At 36.2% G+C, this 19,030-nt stretch carries 19 protein-coding genes and 1 riboswitch; of the genes, 11 read left to right on the top strand and 8 right to left on the bottom strand.

The features are described from left to right. Nucleotides 1-159: 159 nt before the first annotated feature. On the top strand, nucleotides 160-1,431 hold the full coding sequence (gene purD, locus RCJ96_RS21870; RefSeq protein WP_242304653.1) for a phosphoribosylamine--glycine ligase: 1,272 nt from the start codon (nucleotides 160-162) through the stop codon (nucleotides 1,429-1,431). 37 nt (nucleotides 1,432-1,468) lie between these two features. Here purD and RCJ96_RS21865 read toward each other — a convergent pair whose 3' ends face one another. The 3 genes from RCJ96_RS21865 to RCJ96_RS21855 all read right to left on the bottom strand — a co-directional run bounded on the left by RCJ96_RS21865 (nucleotide 1,469) and on the right by RCJ96_RS21855 (nucleotide 3,082). Next, entirely contained in the window at nucleotides 1,469-1,633 is a 165-nt protein-coding gene (locus RCJ96_RS21865; protein ID WP_001085171.1) for a toxin-antitoxin system HicB family antitoxin, read from the bottom strand. A 16-nt stretch (nucleotides 1,634-1,649) separates the two neighbouring features. Next, nucleotides 1,650-2,495 carry an SPFH domain-containing protein gene (locus RCJ96_RS21860; protein WP_000660680.1) on the bottom strand — a complete coding sequence of 282 codons (846 nt, stop codon included), beginning with the start codon at nucleotides 2,493-2,495 and terminating at the stop codon, nucleotides 1,650-1,652. Between the two features lie 209 nt (nucleotides 2,496-2,704). Then, a complete protein-coding gene (locus RCJ96_RS21855) occupies nucleotides 2,705-3,082 on the bottom strand; it encodes a YgaP family membrane protein (protein ID WP_416504454.1) in 378 nt (125 codons plus the stop codon). 336 nt (nucleotides 3,083-3,418) lie between these two features. Here RCJ96_RS21855 and RCJ96_RS21850 point away from each other — a divergent pair, with 336 nt between their 5' ends. The 7 genes from RCJ96_RS21850 (at nucleotide 3,419) to RCJ96_RS21820 (ending at nucleotide 12,501) form a co-directional block, all read left to right on the top strand. Beyond that, nucleotides 3,419-4,108, top strand: a complete 690-nt coding sequence (locus tag RCJ96_RS21850) for a heptaprenylglyceryl phosphate synthase (protein ID WP_000272089.1) — start codon at nucleotides 3,419-3,421, stop codon at nucleotides 4,106-4,108. 12 nt (nucleotides 4,109-4,120) lie between these two features. Then, nucleotides 4,121-6,364 carry a DNA helicase PcrA gene (gene pcrA, locus RCJ96_RS21845; protein WP_001979861.1) on the top strand — a complete coding sequence of 748 codons (2,244 nt, stop codon included), beginning with the start codon at nucleotides 4,121-4,123 and terminating at the stop codon, nucleotides 6,362-6,364. Nucleotides 6,365-6,379: 15 nt separating this feature from the next. Further along, nucleotides 6,380-8,389, top strand: coding sequence for an NAD-dependent DNA ligase LigA (ligA, locus tag RCJ96_RS21840; protein ID WP_000031440.1), 2,010 nt, complete (start codon nucleotides 6,380-6,382; stop codon nucleotides 8,387-8,389). Nucleotides 8,390-8,405: 16 nt separating this feature from the next. Then, entirely contained in the window at nucleotides 8,406-9,599 is a 1,194-nt protein-coding gene (locus tag RCJ96_RS21835; protein ID WP_242304651.1) for a CamS family sex pheromone protein, read from the top strand. Nucleotides 9,600-9,694: 95 nt separating this feature from the next. After that, nucleotides 9,695-10,465 carry a TSUP family transporter gene (locus RCJ96_RS21830; RefSeq protein ID WP_000343966.1) on the top strand — a complete coding sequence of 257 codons (771 nt, stop codon included), beginning with the start codon at nucleotides 9,695-9,697 and terminating at the stop codon, nucleotides 10,463-10,465. Nucleotides 10,466-10,618: 153 nt separating this feature from the next. After that, the gene (gene pruA / locus RCJ96_RS21825; RefSeq protein WP_000259549.1) at nucleotides 10,619-12,166 is read left to right on the top strand and encodes an L-glutamate gamma-semialdehyde dehydrogenase; all 1,548 of its coding nucleotides are present in this window, start codon (nucleotides 10,619-10,621) and stop codon (nucleotides 12,164-12,166) included. A gap of 185 nt (nucleotides 12,167-12,351) precedes the next feature. Then, nucleotides 12,352-12,501, top strand: coding sequence for a hypothetical protein (locus RCJ96_RS21820; RefSeq protein ID WP_000521648.1), 150 nt, complete (start codon nucleotides 12,352-12,354; stop codon nucleotides 12,499-12,501). Nucleotides 12,502-12,732: 231 nt separating this feature from the next. On the opposite strand, the gene RCJ96_RS21815 is transcribed toward RCJ96_RS21820, so the two are convergent. After that, nucleotides 12,733-13,296, bottom strand: a complete 564-nt coding sequence (locus tag RCJ96_RS21815) for a cysteine hydrolase family protein (protein ID WP_098946707.1) — start codon at nucleotides 13,294-13,296, stop codon at nucleotides 12,733-12,735. Nucleotides 13,297-13,538: 242 nt separating this feature from the next. Next, a riboswitch (SAM riboswitch) is annotated at nucleotides 13,539-13,643 on the top strand. A gap of 123 nt (nucleotides 13,644-13,766) precedes the next feature. Between RCJ96_RS21815 and RCJ96_RS21810 the strand changes: the two genes are divergently transcribed. The 3 genes from RCJ96_RS21810 to RCJ96_RS21800 are packed head-to-tail and all read left to right on the top strand — an operon-like array spanning nucleotide 13,767 to nucleotide 16,306. Then, nucleotides 13,767-14,786, top strand: coding sequence for a methionine ABC transporter ATP-binding protein (locus RCJ96_RS21810; RefSeq protein WP_000622989.1), 1,020 nt, complete (start codon nucleotides 13,767-13,769; stop codon nucleotides 14,784-14,786). Then, complete coding sequence (locus RCJ96_RS21805) at nucleotides 14,776-15,441, top strand: methionine ABC transporter permease (protein ID WP_001261859.1); 666 nt, start codon at nucleotides 14,776-14,778, stop codon at nucleotides 15,439-15,441. The genes RCJ96_RS21810 and RCJ96_RS21805 overlap by 11 nt, the downstream gene beginning before the upstream one ends. A gap of 22 nt (nucleotides 15,442-15,463) precedes the next feature. Beyond that, on the top strand, nucleotides 15,464-16,306 hold the full coding sequence (locus tag RCJ96_RS21800; RefSeq protein WP_416504455.1) for a MetQ/NlpA family ABC transporter substrate-binding protein: 843 nt from the start codon (nucleotides 15,464-15,466) through the stop codon (nucleotides 16,304-16,306). A 175-nt stretch (nucleotides 16,307-16,481) separates the two neighbouring features. Here the strand turns inward: RCJ96_RS21800 and RCJ96_RS21795 are convergent, their stop codons facing one another. The 4 genes from RCJ96_RS21795 to RCJ96_RS21780 all read right to left on the bottom strand — a co-directional run bounded on the left by RCJ96_RS21795 (nucleotide 16,482) and on the right by RCJ96_RS21780 (nucleotide 18,952). Beyond that, nucleotides 16,482-16,964, bottom strand: coding sequence for an HXXEE domain-containing protein (locus tag RCJ96_RS21795; RefSeq protein ID WP_041184811.1), 483 nt, complete (start codon nucleotides 16,962-16,964; stop codon nucleotides 16,482-16,484). A gap of 63 nt (nucleotides 16,965-17,027) precedes the next feature. Then, nucleotides 17,028-17,219, bottom strand: coding sequence for a DUF3926 domain-containing protein (locus tag RCJ96_RS21790; protein ID WP_074607763.1), 192 nt, complete (start codon nucleotides 17,217-17,219; stop codon nucleotides 17,028-17,030). Continuing rightward, nucleotides 17,212-18,393, bottom strand: coding sequence for an ArsA family ATPase (locus RCJ96_RS21785; RefSeq protein ID WP_074607764.1), 1,182 nt, complete (start codon nucleotides 18,391-18,393; stop codon nucleotides 17,212-17,214). The genes RCJ96_RS21790 and RCJ96_RS21785 overlap by 8 nt, the downstream gene beginning before the upstream one ends. Before the next feature lie 76 nt (nucleotides 18,394-18,469). Beyond that, complete coding sequence (locus tag RCJ96_RS21780; protein ID WP_144533216.1) at nucleotides 18,470-18,952, bottom strand: MarR family winged helix-turn-helix transcriptional regulator; 483 nt, start codon at nucleotides 18,950-18,952, stop codon at nucleotides 18,470-18,472. Between the last annotated feature and the right edge of the window lie 78 nt (nucleotides 18,953-19,030).

Below are 19,030 nucleotides of genomic sequence, written 5' to 3'. Positions count from 1 at the left end.
TGCGCCTCGACCTGCTCGGTTCTCTTAATCCTCCTTTTTAAACTTTGATTGATATGGATGTTTAAAAAGTCCGTTCGAGATAACCTTTTATTGATATGAAAAAGCAAACTAGGAGCATAGCTTCTAGTTTGTACTTATTTAAGTATTGGGGGATGAAATATGAATGTTTTAGTAATCGGTCGCGGTGGGCGTGAGCATGCTTTAGCTTGGAAGTTCGCGCAATCTGAAAAGGTAGAAAAGGTATATGTAGCACCGGGTAACGAAGGTATGCGCGATGTTGCAACGCCAGTTGATATTGATGAAAATGATTTTGATGCATTAGTTTTATTTGCTAAAGAGAATCATGTAGAATTAACTTTCGTTGGACCAGAAATTCCACTTATGAATGGAATCGTTGATCGTTTTAAAGAAGAGGGGCTTCGCGTATTTGGTCCGAATAAAGCGGCTGCTGTTATTGAAGGTAGTAAAGCTTTTACAAAAGAGCTTATGAAAAAGTATAATATTCCAACTGCGGCATATGAAACTTTTACAGATTATGAAGAAGCAGTACAGTACATTCAAAAAGTTGGCGCACCAATCGTTATTAAAGCGGATGGCCTAGCTGCTGGTAAAGGTGTAACAGTAGCGATGACGCTGGAAGAGGCATTACAAGCTGCGAAAGAAATGCTGCAAGATGTAAAGTTCGGCGAAGCAAGTAAGAAGGTTGTTATTGAAGAGTTTTTAGATGGACAAGAATTTTCATTAATGGCATTTGTGAATGGAACAACTGTACATCCCATGGTAATTGCGCAAGATCATAAACGAGCTTTTGATGGTGATAAAGGTCCAAATACAGGCGGAATGGGTGCGTATTCTCCAGTACCACAAATTTCGGAATCAGCAGTTCAAGAGGCGATAAAAATGGTACTACATCCAACTGCTAAGGCGATGATTGCAGAAAACCGTTCGTTTACAGGTATTTTATACGCGGGACTTATTTTAACAAATGATGGTCCAAAGGTAATTGAGTTTAATGCTCGCTTTGGTGATCCTGAAACGGAAGTTGTATTACCACGCTTAGAAAATGATTTAGTTGATGTATGTAACGCTGTATTAGATGAGAGTGAGTTAACGTTAAAATGGTCAGAAGAAGCAGTTATTGGTGTTGTACTTGCTTCGAAAGGATACCCAGAAGCATATAAAAAAGGCGAAATCATTAACGGGTTAGATACATTGCAAGATGTGATTGTTTTCCATGCAGGTACAGCAATGAAACATGGGGACTTTGTAACGAACGGTGGCCGTGTATTATTTGTTGCTTGTAAGGCAAATAGTTTACAAGAAGCAAAAGATAAAGTATATAAAGAAATCGGTAAAATTGAGAGTGATGGTCTGTTTTACCGAAGTGATATAGGATATCGTGCAATTGGGCATGAGATGACGAGAAATTAATATGTGAAAAATCCCGCTGATTCCTCAGCGGGATTTTTTATGCATCTTTATCCTTTTTTAATTTCCCTTTTTGCTTTGCCATTTCTCGAAGTAAATATTCGATGTGTGCATTGACGCTACGAAACTCATCATTCGCCCATTTTTCGATGACTGCGTGTAATTCAGGATCAATACGTAATGGAAAGCTTTTCTTTTTAGCCATAAGGATTTACAACCTTTTAGTATAGGCTTCCTGTATTAATAACTGGTTGCGCACCTTTGTCTGAAACGATGGCAACTAATAAGTTGTTCACCATATTTGCTTTACGCTCGTCATCGAGTTCTAGTACGCCTTCTTCATCTAACATATGGATTGAATCTTTGGCCATCTTCACAGCACCTTCAACAATCTCTTTTCTAGCAGCTAATACTGCTTTTGCTTGTTGACGTTGTAGCATTGCATGGGCAATTTCTGTTGCGTAAGCTAAATGTGTTAAACGAGTTTCTAATACTTCTACGCCAGCAATTTCAAGGCGTGCTTCTAACTCACGTTTTAATTCTTCAGAGATTTCTTCAGTGTTTCCACGTAACGTAATGCAAGTTTCATCTTGAAAATTGTCATAAGGATATTTTGTTGCAACGTGGCGGATTGCCGTTTCGCTTTGAATTTCTACAAATCGATCATAATGTTCAACGCCGAACATTGCTTTTGCAGAATCAACAACTTTATATACGATAACAGCTGCAATTTCAATTGGGTTGCCGTCGACATCATTTACTTTTAATTTTTTACTATTAAAGTTTTCAACACGTAACGATACAGTTTGACGGAACGCGAACGGAATCGTTAAAAATAAACCGTTTTGACGAATTGTTCCTAAATAATTACCGAAAAACGTAATGACTTTTGCTTGGTTTGGTTGAACAATACCAATACCTGTAGCAAGAATTGCGGCTAAAATAATAGTTAATGCTGCTCCTATAAAAATTTCTTGTACAAGGAAAAATACACCGATAGCGGCTAAAATTAAAATTCCAATAATCCCAAGAAAACCATTAACGTAAAATACTTGTTTTTCTTTCATATGATCGCCTCCTGATATAAAAATGATATCACTTTTATATCATTTTAAGCAAGGGGTTTACACCTAATTTTCTGAATTTTATTGATTATGTATATTTAAATACTTAAAATAAGAATGTACGTTCTGTTTCGTGGTAAAATAAAGAAGACTTAACCGCCCACTGCAGCAGCTAAGTCCCTTTGAGAGCATCTTGCATCGTGACAAATGATTCAAAGCGGTTTTGCCAGGATTATATCTTCAATCGCTGACTCAATCTCTTTGTCAGAAGCGTCATAACTTCCATTTGACTGTGGTTTGTCGTGATTGGAAGTTTGATTCGCTTCTTCTTTAGTATGTCCCTTTTTAGCAAAATCCATGCTAGGCATTTTAAATGCCCCCATATTCATATATTTTCCGAATTTCCACATTTCCACAACAGGGCAGAAACGAACAATTCCCTCTGCAACTTTCATTGCACCAATCCATAGCAAAATGTTAGACCAAGTGCACCAAGGTTTGCGTACGAGTTTCGTTGCACTACAACCGAAGAGGACAAGTCCGAGTGTAATTCGAATTAGGGCATTTATTGTACCGATATTTTGCTTCATTAGAAAAACACTCCTTTTTATGAAAGTTGAAATAGATAATACTATTTCTCTTATTAGTATCCCGTTTGATTTTGGGGATATGTAATCCAACATTTGACGTGGAAAAAGATGTTGGATTGTGCGTGTGTGTAAGTAGCTTTTTTTGTTATAATGAGAGAATGCATAAAAGGAAGTTCAAAATTAAATCCTCTCGTTTGAAAAATGTGGAAGAGAGGATTCCAAACTTAATTCTCCGCTTTAAACAAATATTTAAGGTGAACTTAAAAAATCCGAATGAAAATAAACTGTTATTTTAAACAGAAATATATACAACTTGAGAAAAGAAAGGGTGTTTTCATGTACGATATTTCCGGATGGAAACATGTATTTAAGCTTGATCCGAATAAGGAGTTAAGTGACGAACATTTAGAAATGATTTGTGAGTCTGGAACAGATGCTGTTATTGTAGGCGGAAGTGATGGAGTGACAATTGATAATGTACTACACATGCTAGTTAGCATTCGTAGATATGCAGTTCCTTGTGTGTTAGAGGTTTCTGATGTAGAAGCAATTACACCAGGATTCGATTTTTATTATATCCCAAGTGTTTTAAATAGCCGAAAGGTAGAATGGGTAACAGGCGTTCATCATGAGGCTTTGAAAGAATTTGGGGATATTATGGATTGGGACGAAATTTTTATGGAAGGATATTGTGTTTTAAATCCTGAAGCGAAAGTAGCCCAGCTTACAGATGCAAAGTGTGATGTAACAGAAGATGATGTAATTGCATACGCGCGTTTAGCAGACAAGCTATTACGTTTACCGATATTTTATTTAGAATATAGCGGTACGTATGGAGATGTTGAACTTGTTAAAAATGTGAAAGCAGAATTGAAACAAGCTAAGTTATATTATGGCGGCGGTATTTCTAATGCTGAACAGGCGAAGGAAATGGCGCAGCATGCTGATACAGTAGTTGTCGGAAATATTATTTATGATGATATAAAAGCAGCGTTAAAAACGGTTAAAGCAGTAAAAGGAGAGTAGGTGCAGGCGTATATGAGTATGACAGATAGATTATTAAATGGTTTAAATCCGCAGCAACAAAAAGCAGTACAAACAACGAACGGACCACTTCTATTAATGGCAGGCGCAGGCAGTGGTAAAACACGTGTGTTAACACATCGTATTGCGTATTTACTTGGTGAAAAAGGAGTAGCACCATGGAATGTACTAGCTATTACCTTTACAAATAAAGCGGCTCGTGAAATGCGCGAGCGTATTGATACACTTGTCGGACCAGAAGCAGAAGATATTTGGATTTCTACGTTCCACTCAATGTGTGTACGTATTTTACGACGTGATATCGATCGCATTGGTATTAATCGTAACTTTACAATTTTAGATTCAGGTGATCAGTTAACTGTAGTCAAAAAAATTATGAAAGAGCGCAATATTGATCCGAAGAAATTTGAACCGCGCTCTATTTTAGCTGGTATTAGTAATGCGAAAAATGAATTGTTATCTGCGGATAAATATGCAAAGAAAATTACAATTGCTGATCCATATGAAAAATTAACGAGCGATGTATATACAGAATATCAAAAACGTCTTTTGAAAAATAACTCACTAGACTTTGATGATTTAATTATGACGACGATTCAACTATTTGAACGTGTTCCAGAAGTACTAGAGTTTTATCAGCGTAAATTCCAGTATATTCACGTGGATGAGTATCAAGATACGAACAAAGCGCAGTACCTTCTTGTTAAACATTTAGCAGCACGTTTCAAAAATTTATGTGTTGTAGGTGACTCAGATCAGTCAATTTATCGCTGGCGTGGTGCGGACATTTCTAACATTTTGTCATTCGAAAAAGACTATGAGAACGCGCAAGTTATTCTGTTAGAACAAAATTATCGTTCGTCACAAAATATTTTAAATGCAGCGAATGCTGTTATTGAAAGAAATACGAATCGTAAACCGAAGAAATTATGGACAGATAATGAAGTTGGAAGCAAAATTTCGTATTATCGTGCTGCAACGGAAAAGGACGAAGCATACTTTGTGGCGAAAAAAATTCGCGACGATATTCAAATGGGAAAACGAAAATATACTGATTTTGCAGTGTTATATCGTACAAACGCGCAGTCTCGTATGGTCGAGGAGATTTTCCTGAAATCTAATATTCCTTACAAAATTGTCGGCGGTACGAAGTTCTACGACCGTAAAGAGATTAAAGACATTTTGGCGTATTTACGCTTAATTGGGAATCCAGATGATGAGATTAGTTTCGCACGTATTATTAACGTACCAAAGCGTGGAATTGGTGCGACTTCTATCGACAAAATTATTAATTACGGTGTACAAAATGGAATTTCATTAACAGCTGTATTCGATGAGATTGAGCATGTTGGAGTAAGTGCAAAGGTTACAAAGGCAGTAAAGGAATTCGCAGGTTTATTACACAACTGGGTAAATATGCAAGAGTATTTATCTGTTACAGAATTGGTAGAAGAAGTTATTGAGAAAACAGGCTATCGCGATATGTTGAAAAATGAGCGTACGTTAGAAGCAGAAGGTCGTCTAGAGAACTTAGATGAGTTTTTATCTGTTACGCAAACATTTGAATCTCAAAGTGAAGATAAGAGTCTTGTTGCATTCTTAACAGACTTAGCACTTGTTGCAGATATTGATCGTGTAGATGAAGACCCAACTGCTGGTGAGGAAGTTATTTTAATGACGATGCACTCAGCGAAAGGGTTAGAATTCCCAGTTGTCTTTATTGTTGGTTTAGAGGAAGGAATATTCCCGCATACTCGTTCTCTAATGGAAGAAGATGAAATGCAAGAAGAGCGTCGTCTTGCTTATGTAGGTATTACTCGTGCAGAAGAAGAGTTGTATTTATCTAATGCACAAATGCGTACTTTATTTGGTAGAACAAGTATGAATGCCGCATCTCGATTTATTACAGAAATCCCGACAGAACTAGTGGAATCATTAAATGAAACAGCGCCGAAGCGTGAAACTTCGTTTGGTGCAAAAGGAAGAACGGCAAGTAGCAGTAAAACGACAACTACAACACGTTCTCGCTCAGCTTTCGCGCGTCCTGCAGCTAAGACGACAGGCGGCGAACAAATTGGCTGGGCAGTAGGCGATAAAGCTTCCCACCAAAAATGGGGAGTCGGTACAGTTGTAAGTGTAAAAGGTGAAGGAGATGCAAAAGAATTAGATATTGCGTTTCCAAGCCCAATTGGTGTTAAACGTTTGTTAGCAAAATTTGCACCTGTGACGAAACAATAGGAAAGGAATGAGGATATGTCAAAAGAAATAGCAAAAAAACGTATAGAAGAACTACGTGATTTGTTAAATACATTTAACTATCAATATCACGTGTTAGACAATCCTTCTGTTTCTGATGCGGAGTATGACCGTAATATGCAGGAGCTTATAAAATTAGAAGCAGAGAACCCAGAGTTTATGAGTGAAGATTCTCCCTCCGTTCGCGTTGGGGGAACGGTTCTTGATATATTTGAAAAAGTAACACACAAGTCACCGATGTTAAGTTTAGGAAATGCATTTAACGAAGGAGATTTACGTGATTTTGACCGACGAGTACGTCAAGGAATTGATGATGCGAATGTAAGATATATATGCGAATTAAAAATTGACGGACTTGCAGTTTCACTTCATTATGAAAAAGGACGCTTCATTCAAGGGGCAACACGTGGTGATGGTGTAACAGGTGAAGATATTACTCAAAATTTAAAAACGATTAAAGCAATCCCGCTTCGTTTAAATGAAGAAGTAACGTTAGAAGCACGAGGCGAAGCTTATATGCCGAAGCGTTCATTCGTTAAGCTAAATGAAGAAAAAGAGCAAAATGGTGAAGATGTATTTGCAAATCCGCGTAATGCGGCAGCAGGTTCAATCCGCCAACTTGATCCGAAAATTGCAGCGAAGCGTAACTTATCTATGTTTGTATACGGTCTTGCGAATGTAGAAGAAAAAACAATCCTATCACATAGTGAATCGCTTGATTTCTTAGGTGAACTTGGATTCAAAACAAATCCAAATCGACGCACATGTGAAACAATTGAAGAAGTTATAGCTTATGTAGAAGAATGGCAAGAAAAACGTCCGCATCTTGATTATGAGATTGATGGGATCGTTATAAAAGTAGATGATGTTGCTCTTCAAGAAAGTCTAGGCACTACAGCAAAGAGTCCAAGATGGGCGATTGCTTATAAATTCCCAGCGGAAGAAGTTGTAACAAGATTAACAGGCATTGAATTAAGTGTTGGTCGTACAGGGGTTGTAACACCGACTGCAGAGCTAGAGCCAGTGCGAGTGGCTGGTACGATCGTTCGTCGTGCTTCTTTACATAACGAAGATTTAATTCGTGAAAAAGATATTCGAATTGGTGACTACGTTGTTGTGAAGAAGGCTGGAGATATTATTCCTGAAGTTGTGAATGTTATTTTCGATAAGCGTACTGGTGAGGAAGAAGAATATCATATGCCAACGCATTGCCCAGCATGTGAGAGTGAACTAGTTCGTTTAGAAGAAGAGGTAGCACTTCGTTGTATAAATCCAACTTGTCCTGCTCAAATTCGAGAAGGGTTAATCCATTTCGTTTCAAGAAATGCAATGAATATTGATGGACTTGGAGAACGTGTCATTACACAACTCTTTGAGGCAGATTATATTCGTACATTTGCTGATTTATATTCGTTGACGAAAGAGCAATTATTACAGCTAGAACGATTTGGAGAAAAATCAGCAACGAATTTAGTACAAGCAATTGAGAATTCTAAAGAAAACTCATTAGAGCGATTATTATTCGGTCTTGGTATTCGCCATGTTGGAGCGAAAGCGGCACGTACATTTGCAGAGCATTTCGAAACGATGGATGCGCTTGTGAAGGCAACGGAAGAAGAACTAAAAGCAATTAATGAAATTGGTGAAAAAATGGCTCAATCCGTAGTAACGTATTTCGATAATGAAGACGTATTAGAGTTATTACAACAATTTAAAGAATACGGCGTGAACATGACATATAAAGGCATGAAAATTGCTGATTTACAAAACGTTGAGTCGTACTTCGCAGGAAAAACTGTCGTTTTAACAGGGAAATTAGAAGTTATGGGACGTAGTGAAGCGAAGAAGAAGATTGAGGCATTAGGTGGAAAGGTAACAGGAAGTGTTAGTAAAAGTACAGATTTAGTTGTTGCAGGTGAAGCGGCAGGTTCGAAATTAGCACAAGCGGAGAAACATAATGTCGAGGTTTGGAATGAAGAGAGGTTCTTACAAGAGCTAAATAAGTAAGAGGTGCAAACTTACCATGAAAAAAATAGCATTAGCGGTATTAAGCCTTGGCCTACTTGTAAGTGGGTGTAGTGCAGGTGCTGACAAAGATGAAAAAGTGGTTGAGAAATCGGGGAAAGCAAAAGAGCAAGCAATCGTCCCGAATTACTCTATTTCGGATGAATATTATAAGACGACTATTCCATTTGGGGGAGGGAACGCACGTGGCTTAGTTGTGCAAGGAGTAAGTAATCGTCTTGATATAGATGAATTTGAAACAGGATTAATGCGTATTGCGAAAGAATCATTTAGTACGAAAGATAATGTTTTCAAAGGCGGAAAATCCCTAACTACTCAGTATATACAGATGCTTGTTAAAAGAAAACGTACAGATGCAGAACAAAAGGAACTAGAAGATACATTAAAAAAAGATGCGGTTAAATTCCCGAACATAGGGTTAAATCCTGCATTAGGTACAGGATCCGAATCATTAGAAGTGAAAAATAAAAAAAATCCAATATATATTTCAAATATTTTAGAGCATGATTATTATGTGAACAAAGGCGAAAAAAATGAGCGTAGTGGCATTGTAGTTGGATTAGCGATGAATTCGGTTCATTATTATGAGGAAGAGCATGGGTACCCGCGTGAGGCTGCAATTTCGAATGAAAAGATGTTAGCTGAAGGGAAAAAAATGGTGCCAGAAATCTTGAAAGTTATGCATGAACAAGATCCTGAGACAAAAAACCTTCCGATAACATTTGCAATTTATCGTCAGGCTCCGAAGTCTTCGCTCGTGCCAGGTAACTTTGTTTCTTATGCGAATGTCGAAAAAGGTAGTGAAACGGTTGAGGATTGGAAACAAATTAATGAGAAATATTATTTGTTCCCATCTGAACAAGCGAAAACAGATAATAAACGTGAAGACTTGGCGAGAGTATCAAACTTCAAGGCAAAATTAAGCGATTATTTCCAAGGTGACTATACAGCTGTTATCGGTACTGGTATGTATAGAGATGATGAATTAAGAGAAATAAAGCTTGATATTCCTGTCCAGTTTAATGGGAAAGCAGAAATAATTGGCTTTACACAATATGTAGCCGGGCTTGTTATGGAATACTTCCCGAATTATATGAAAGTACAAGTAACGATTAAATCTGTAGAACGTCCAGAAGCGATTATTATACGTGAAGCGAAGCAAGATGAACCGTATGTGAAAATTTTAGATTAAGTAGAAGGGCCGTTCCTTTATGGAACGGCTTTTTTTCTTGAGTAATTTTGTTATAATTTAAAATGTTATAAATAATGGGGTAAGGGGTAAAAGGCATGGATGAATTAAGTTTTCAAGTCATTATTTTATTAATTGCATTCGGTTTTTTAGCAGCTTTTATTGATTCAGTTGTTGGCGGTGGAGGATTAATTTCGCTTCCGGCACTTATGTTTGTTGGTTTACCACCAGCTTCGGCAATTGCAACGAATAAATTAGCTGCAACGATGGGGACGTTTACGAGTGCGATTTACTTTATTCGATCGGGAAAGGTTGATTTTAAAATTGTAGGAAAGTTAATCCCGTTAACTGTTATAGGAGCGGTCGCAGGTGCTTTAGTAGTAAAGTTTATCCCGCCGGATATTTTACGTCCGTTAGTGCTTGTAATGTTGGTGTTTATTGCTATTTATATTATTGCGAAAAAGGATTGGGGAAGTGTATCTACCTATAAGAAGATGACGAAAAGAAAAACATTAATATTTTTCTTTGTTATTTTAATGATAGGGTTTTACGATGGATTTTTTGGGCCAGGAACAGGATCCTTTTTAATTTTTGCATTTTTATTAATTGGTTTGGATTTTATTCAAGCGGCAGCATCTGGAAAACTTTTGAATTTTGTTAGTAATATCGTATCGTTAATCACTTTTTTATTTTTAGACGTAATTCATTTTGAATACGGTATTATTATGGGGTTATCGATGATTTTTGGCGCTTATTTTGGATCGAAGTTTGCAGTTCAAAAAGGTGTTGGATATGTAAGAACTTTATTTTTGTTAGTGACTATTTTATTGATTAGCAAAAACGTTTTGGAATATACTCATATTTTGTAGAGTTATACATTTGTATAACTCTGTTTTTTTATTATATTTTAAAAATTAATTAATTTTTAAAATATAAGTCTAGGAATATTTGAATAAATCTAAATTATCGTGTAGAATAATGTTGTAAAATGTAAACGTTTTTCTAAGGGGAGGCTAAAAATAATGGTAGTAGCATACAAACATGAGCCATTTACAGATTTTTCAGTAGAGGCTAACAAATTAGCGTTTGAAGAAGGTTTAAAGAAAGTAGAATCTTATCTTGGACAAGACTATCCATTAATTATTGGGGGAGAAAAAATCACTACAGAAGACAAAATTGTTTCTGTAAACCCTGCAAATAAAGAGGAACTTGTTGGTCGCGTTTCAAAAGCAAGCCGTGAGTTAGCTGAAAAAGCAATGCAAGTAGCGGATGAAACATTCCAAACTTGGAGAAAGTCAAAACCAGAAATGCGTGCAGACATTTTATTCCGTGCTGCAGCGATCGTTCGTCGTAGAAAACATGAATTCTCTGCTATTCTTGTAAAAGAAGCAGGTAAACCATGGAATGAGGCAGATGCTGATACAGCAGAAGCAATCGACTTTATGGAATATTATGGTCGTCAAATGTTGAAATTAAAAGACGGAATTCCAGTAGAAAGCCGTCCAATTGAATATAATCGTTTCTCTTACATTCCATTAGGAGTAGGTGTTATCATTTCTCCTTGGAATTTCCCATTCGCAATTATGGCAGGTATGACAACAGCTGCTTTAGTTTCTGGTAACACAGTATTACTAAAACCAGCTAGTACAACTCCTGTAGTAGCAGCGAAATTCATGGAAGTATTAGAAGAAGCTGGCTTACCAGCTGGCGTAGTAAACTTCGTACCAGGTAATGGTTCTGAAGTTGGTGACTACTTAGTAGATCACCCTCGTACACGTTTCATTAGCTTCACTGGATCTCGTGATGTAGGTATCCGTATTTATGAGCGCGCAGCGAAAGTAAACCCAGGCCAAATTTGGTTAAAACGCGTTATCGCTGAAATGGGCGGTAAAGATACAATCGTTGTTGATAAAGAAGCAGATCTTGAATTAGCAGCTAAATCTATCGTTGCATCAGCATTCGGATTCTCAGGACAAAAATGTTCTGCATGTTCTCGTGCAGTAATCCACGAAGATGTATACGATCACGTATTAAATCGTGCTGTTGAATTAACGAAAGAATTAAAAGTTGCTAACCCAGCTGTATTAGGTACAAACATGGGTCCTGTTAATGACCAAGCTGCATTCGATAAAGTAATGAGCTATGTTGCAATTGGTAAAGAAGAAGGTAGAATTTTAGCAGGTGGCGAAGGAGACGATTCTAAAGGCTGGTTCATCCAACCAACAATCGTTGCTGACGTTGCAGAAGATGCTCGCCTAATGAAAGAAGAAATCTTCGGACCAGTAGTAGCATTCTGTAAAGCAAAAGACTTTGACCATGCACTTGCAATTGCAAACAATACAGAATACGGTTTAACAGGAGCAGTTATCTCTAACAACCGTGATCATATTGAAAAAGCACGTGAAGACTTCCACGTAGGTAACTTATACTTCAACCGTGGATGTACTGGTGCAATCGTAGGATACCAACCATTCGGTGGCTTTAACATGTCTGGTACAGACTCTAAAGCTGGTGGTCCTGACTACTTAGCGCTTCACATGCAAGCAAAAACTACTTCTGAAACTTTATAAGAAATAGTAGAAGAGATCTTCGCAGTCTGCGAAGATCTCTTTTTTTGAAAAATTTTTTATATGTGGATTAACATAGTAATCAGTAGAAAAACTAATAAAGTAATAAGGTTTACTTCAGCAAAATGAGGTATATTTATATTTGCTGAATAGATTCTCTTTAAAGACAAGAAAAGTAGGTGAACAAAGTGGGAAAATATCAATTGGATTACAAAGGTCAGGTAGCTGTCGCGAAGTTTCATGAAAAACAGACGCCTGTCAAATTTGATAAAAAGCAGCAAATTGAAAAATTGCGTGCGGAGTATTTGAAAAAGAAACAAAAACAAACAGATAAATAATAGGAGAAATTAGTTAATTTGCATTAAAAAACACTTACCATATATTACTATTTGGTAAGTGGAACTAGCTAAAACCTATTCATATCGGGATAAACATGTAAATAGAAATAAAACAATGAGAAAAGTTGACTTATTAGTCACATTTTTTTGTATTCATTTTAAGGATTTCCTGTATAATACAATTTGAAAGAAAATCTATGGTTTGACAAGAAACACTCTTTTCGGTTTTGCTCACTGAAGAGAGTGTTTTTTTGTAGCTAAAAACTCCTCTGTACTCATTACATTTGCATATACGCCATTTAAACTAGCTAAAATTGTATTATGAATATAAACAGCTGGTATCGTAGCATTCTTAAAAGAAAGATCTTTTGTCGCACAAGCATCATGTATAACAGTACATTGCAAGCCGAAATCAAAGGCAGCCCTTACGGTAGCATCAATACACATATGAGTCATCATCCCGCATATGACGAGGTGCTCAATCTTTAAACGTTGTAATTGCTCTAGAAGATCGGTTTCGCGAAAACTATTTGGATAATGTTTGAGTATAACGGTTTCTTCTTTAAGTGGGCGTACGCTTTCATGAATATGTACACCTTCTGTATTGGGTAGGAAAAAAGTAGCGTCCTCTTTTATTGCTACATGTTGGATATGAAAAATGGGTTCGTTTTTCTTTCTAAAGAGCTGTAGTAGCTGACTAGCATATGCGCTTGCTTCTGCTGGATTACGCAATTCCATCTTTCCATGTGGAAAATAATCATTTTGAATATCAACGAGTAAAAGAGCTGTTTTCATATATTTATCTTCCTCCGATTTCATATTCAAATAATGGTATTCAATTAGTAGAGAAGATTATCCTTTTAAAAAATATGCAAGAGGAGAAGTTTACATAACTTTAAAGGTTACTATTTTCTATTAAAATTTTCATCTGAAAATTTTAATAAAGAAATAATTAATATTTTTCTAAAAAATGTATTGACTCTTATTATTCTGAGTTCTATAATGAGAATTAATTAAACGACAATTAAATCGATACATTCTTATCCAGAGAGGTGGAGGGACTGGCCCTACGATACCTCAGCAACGGGTTTTTTAATACCGTGCTAACTCCAGCAAGCCTATAAGGGCTTGGAAGATGAGAAGATGTGAACGAGTACATATAAGTGCTCTCCTTCTTATCTTTATGTTTGATAAGAAGGAGAGCACTTTTTATTTTACCTCGAGAGCTCTACTTCAAGTTTTTACAGCATATAGGAGGGGAAAAAATGATTTCTTTTAATAATGTAAGTAAAGTATATGAATCAGGTGGGCAATCTGTTCATGCGGTGGAGGATGTAACGTTATCAGTTGAGAAAGGCGAAATTTTTGGCATTATTGGTTTTAGTGGCGCTGGAAAGAGTACATTATTACGCCTAGTAAACATGTTAGAGAGACCAACGGCAGGAACGATTTCAATAGATGATAAAGAGATTACATCATTATCGACGAAAGAATTACGGAAGCTAAGACAAAGAATCGGGATGATTTTTCAAAGCTTTAATTTATTTAATTCAAGAACAGTGTTTGGGAATATTGCTTATCCATTAAGGTTAGCAAAAGTACCAAAGAATGAGATAAAAGAAAGAGTAAATGAATTGCTGAAGTTTGTAGGGTTAGAAGATAAGGCAAACAATTACCCAGAGCAGCTATCAGGCGGACAAAAGCAGCGTGTAGGTATTGCTAGAGCACTTGCAACATCACCAGATATTCTTATATGTGATGAGGCAACATCAGCTTTAGATCCAGAAACAACGACAGAAATTCTAAACTTATTAAAGAAAGTAAATCGAGAATACAATTTAACAATTCTTCTTATTACACATGAAATGCATGTCGTGAAAGAAATTTGTCACCGTGTAGCTGTAATGGAAAAAGGAAAAGTTATTGAAGAAGGAAAACTGTTTGATGTTTTCACACAACCGAAAACAAAGACGACTCAAAACTTTGTACGTTCTGTTATTAATGATCATTTACCGGAAAGTGTTTTAGCGAAAATTCAAAATGGTGGTCAGATTTATCGCCTAACATTTACTGGTGAGGAAACAGGACAGCCGGTACTATCATATATCGCAAAAAACTATAATGTGGATGTAAATGTACTGTACGGAAATATTATTGAACTTCAAAATGTGCTATTTGGAAATCTTCTTGTAGAATTGCAAGGTGAACAGAGGGAAATTCAAAAAGCATTACAACATCTAAGACTGCAAGTGCAGCTGAAGGAGGTAGAAGCTCATGCGAGTTGATTGGAGTATATTTTGGCCGCGCATACTAGATGCGACGGGGGATACCCTCTTAATGGTAATTGTAACCCTTATATTCGCTACAATTCTTGGTATACCTCTAGGTTTACTTTTATATGTAACGAGAAAAGGAAACTTTTTAGAAAATAAATGGGTCTTTTCTATTCTTAATATCATTATTAATACAATTCGTCCGATTCCATTCATTATCTTCTTAGTAGCTTTAAGCCCGTTAACAAGAAGTGTTATCGGAACGACAATTGGAACAGCAGCAGCAATTTTTCCAATGACGTTAGTTGCATCAATTGGTATCGCTAGAATGGTTGAAACAAATCTTGTTTCTGTTCCGAAAGGGGTAATTGAAGCAGCGCAAGCGATGGGTGCTTCACCAATTAGAATTGTTTTTGAAATCCTTGTACCAGAAGCGTTAGCACCATTAATTTTAGGTGTTACATTTATGACAGTTGGTTTAATTGAATTTTCTGCAGTTGCTGGGCTTGTCGGTGGTGGCGGTCTTGGTGATTTAGCAATGACATATGGTTATCAACGTTTTGATACATCAGTTATGTTCGTAACGGTCGTTTTACTTATAATTCTCGTACAATTAGCTCAAAACTTAGGAAACTACTTTGCGAAAGTCTTTTTACGCAGATCATAAAAAGGAAGAGGGGGAAAAGAGAATGAAGAAGATTTTAGCATTTGCATTATCAGCAATTGTAGGAATTTCGGCGTTAAGTGGCTGCTCGGATGCAGGAATAAAAGAGAAAACAGTTCGCATTGGTGTAACTGGAACGGATGGAAACGCTTGGGAAATTGTAAAGGAAAAAGCTGAAAAAGAAGGAATTAAAGTTAAACTGGTTGAGTTCTCTGATTACACAACGCCAAATAAAGCGTTAGCTGATGGAGATATTGAATTAAATTCATTCCAGCATATTGCATTCTTAGAGCAATTTAAAAAGGAGCATAAGCTAGATATTACAGCTGTTGGTACAACGCAAATTGCACCAATGGGTTTATACTCTGAAAAACATAAGAAAGCAAATGAAATTCCAGATGGTTCAGAAATTGCGATTCCAAATGATCCAACGAACCAAGCACGTGCATTAAAACTTCTTGATGCAGCTGGGTTATTAAAGCTTAAAAAAGACTTTGGTCTATTTGGAGATCCAAGTGGCATTGCTGAAAATCCGAAGAAGTTAAAAATTACACCGGTTATCGCACAGCAAACACCTCGTGTATTAAAAGATGTAGCAGCTTCAGTTATTAATAACGGTGTTGCTGGTCAAGCTGGATTAGATCCAGCGAAGGATCCAATTTTCTTAGAAGATCCAAAGAATGAAAATGCGAAGCCATATATTAATATTTTCGCAGCTCGTACGAAAGATAAAGATGATCCAACACTGAAAAAAGTAATTGAACTATATCATTCAAAAGAAGTGATAGATGCAATTAAGAAAGAAACAAATGATGGTTCCATTTCAGTAAATCTTTCACTTGATGAGCTTGAAAAAATCGTAAAATAATGATTGGGTTTAATGGACTAACAGAAGGAACCCCTCCGCTGTTAGTTCGTTCAACATATAATCTACTTAACAAACAAAACAAACCCTAATTCTGTACCTTCCAATTCTGTATAATATAGAATCCAATGTTTGTTAAGTAGAGTAATAGACCGGGAGTTTTCCTGGTCTTTTTTTATTACTGAAAGCGGCTAGCGAGTAGTAAGGTAATCCAAATGATAATGGGATAAGAAAATAAGCTGAACACGAGTGTAATTACGAATTGCTTTTTATGAATTAAGTGTTTTTGGGATGAAAAAAAGAAAATAGAAAAGATAACAATGAAAACTGCGGATATTACGCCAGGATTATAGGAACGATAAATAAAAAACAAAATAATATGTTGAACAGAGTTGAAGAAGATAGCCCCTTGTATAAAAATAATCCAGTATATAGAAGACAAGAAATTCAGTTGATATAGAAAGACGATAACTAAGACAAAGAGAGTTAATACAGAAATCGCAATGAAAAAGTGTTGGCTAGTTATAAAAGTAATCGAAAATTGATTAGCAAGATATTGTGGCATTTCGAAAGATTCTTCAAGGTTATGAATGAAAAATAAAAAGGGAATTAGCCAGATTGTAAGAGGAGTAAAGTGTCTTACAGAAAATGTTTTTATCAATTTACATCAGCTCCAATAAAGGGGTAGAAAGCCTATAGGAAAAGGCCTTCTACAAGGATATAATTATTCAATTACAATACTTTTTAAATTGCTATTATGTTGTGGTTGTTCGGTAGCATAAGAAGATAGTTCCTCTTGTAAAATATTTAGTATTTGCTTAGCTGATTGCTGGATTGGAGCAGGTAACTCTTCTAATATATGCATACCAACTTTTATTTTTGTACGGATTACCTTCCTTAGTAGTTCTTCATGCATGCACGACACCTCCAAACCGAATGTTTAGTACGTCCTCTTCAAACTTAGCTCCTTGAATAGAAAGGTGCGTTAATGTTTTTGGTAATGTGATGTTCCGTTTAACAGAACCTGCGCGAATGATAAGCTCATCACCTTTTTGATTTAATGTGAGCTCACTTTTATTTGAGAAGGGAATGGACAGAACGAAAATATATTCATCGCCATCTTTTTTTACATATTGTGTGCGGCCGTTAAATTTTACTTCAGTAGGACAATAATCTTTTTTAAATAAAGCATCTCCTACACGTTCTAACATAGGTAAACCAATAACTTCTTGTTCAAACATTGGAGCTTCGTAAATAGGAAGTGGATCAAAACTATCTTGAATTAATGTTTTATATTTCTTTTGGGTATCTTTCCATGCTTGAAAATAAGGATCGGTGACAGTGTTAGGAATGACACGATTGATCATAATGGCATCTACGTTATAATCGTATAGATTTAAATACGTAAAGCTGCGCTGTGCTTCTTTAATGACCATTTTTTCGGGATTTACAACGATGCGGATACTCGTTACGTCTCGGTTTGATAAAATATCTCTCATTTCTCCGAGCTGTTCAAGTGTATTTGTTAATTCGTCCATAATATCATCGGTTGGAAGGGGGACACCAAGAAGTGGTTGAGCTACAGGGCGAACAACTTTTAAAACTTTTCTTTTAATAGGAAAGAGTTTTTCCATCCACCAGCCGAGCATATCTGGAAAGCTGAGCATTGCTAATGTTTCTCCTGTTGGAGCACAATCAATGATAATAACGTCATATGTGTTTTGTTTATAATAATCGAGCACGCGAAGTAAGCTAATTAAATCTTCCATACCAGGAAACATCGTTAACTCTTCTGTTGTAATATCATCGGCTGCTTTGGAAGTGAAGAGTAGTGTAATATATTTCTGTAATTTTCCCCAGCCTTTTTCCATCTCATAAATCGTATTAATTTCTTGTGCCCACAAATTTTTACGAACTTCTAATGGCTCAGAAGATAGCTTTATACCAAATGAATCTCCTAAACTATGAGCAGGATCTGTGCTCATTACTAAAGTTTTTAATCCTTGTTTCGCACTTTGAATTGCTGTTGCCGCTGAAATGCTAGTTTTTCCTACGCCGCCTTTACCTGTATACAAAATAATTCTCATCATTCATATCCCCCTTGTTTCGAGTATCGAATATTACGAGTGGCGAAATAAACGATTGAATAAAAACCCAGCTAGGGTTTTATTCAATCGGAATGTTTTTCATTTTAGGTGTTGAAACCTTTTCTTCTGTTTTTTGTTGTGACGTAGCAATGTGATTCATAATCTTTTGGAAGATTTGTAGTAAAAATGCTTTTTCTTCTTCCGATAATGCTTCTGTTACTAAGCTAAAGTAATGGGCTGCATTTTGTTTTACTTCTTGAACGAGCAATACGCCGTTTTCTGTTAAACGAATTAATACAATGCGTCGGTCGTTTTCGTCACGGTATCTTTCAATATATCCCTTTTTTACAAGACGATTTACAACACCTGTCGTTGTACTCATCGGTATATCAAGAAGGTCAGCGATTTTTGTCATTGTAATATCTGTATTTCGCTCCATCCAAAGTAAACAAAATACTTCAGTTTTAGAAAGTGTTAAATCTAAGCTTACCCATTCTTCAGGATAGAAAAGTTTCTTGGCGTTATCTAGCAGTAAGTCTAAAAAATGTTCGTATTGCAACAATTAATTCCACTCCCGTATATTTCGAGGTTCGTAATATTTATTTTTATTTTATGTAGAATAGAAATAATTGTCAATGAT

The sequence above is a fragment of the Bacillus sp. BSL6 genome (assembly GCF_052928345.1).
The sequence above is the reverse complement of the archived record's forward strand: the minus strand, read 5'-3'. Positions and strand labels throughout refer to the sequence as shown.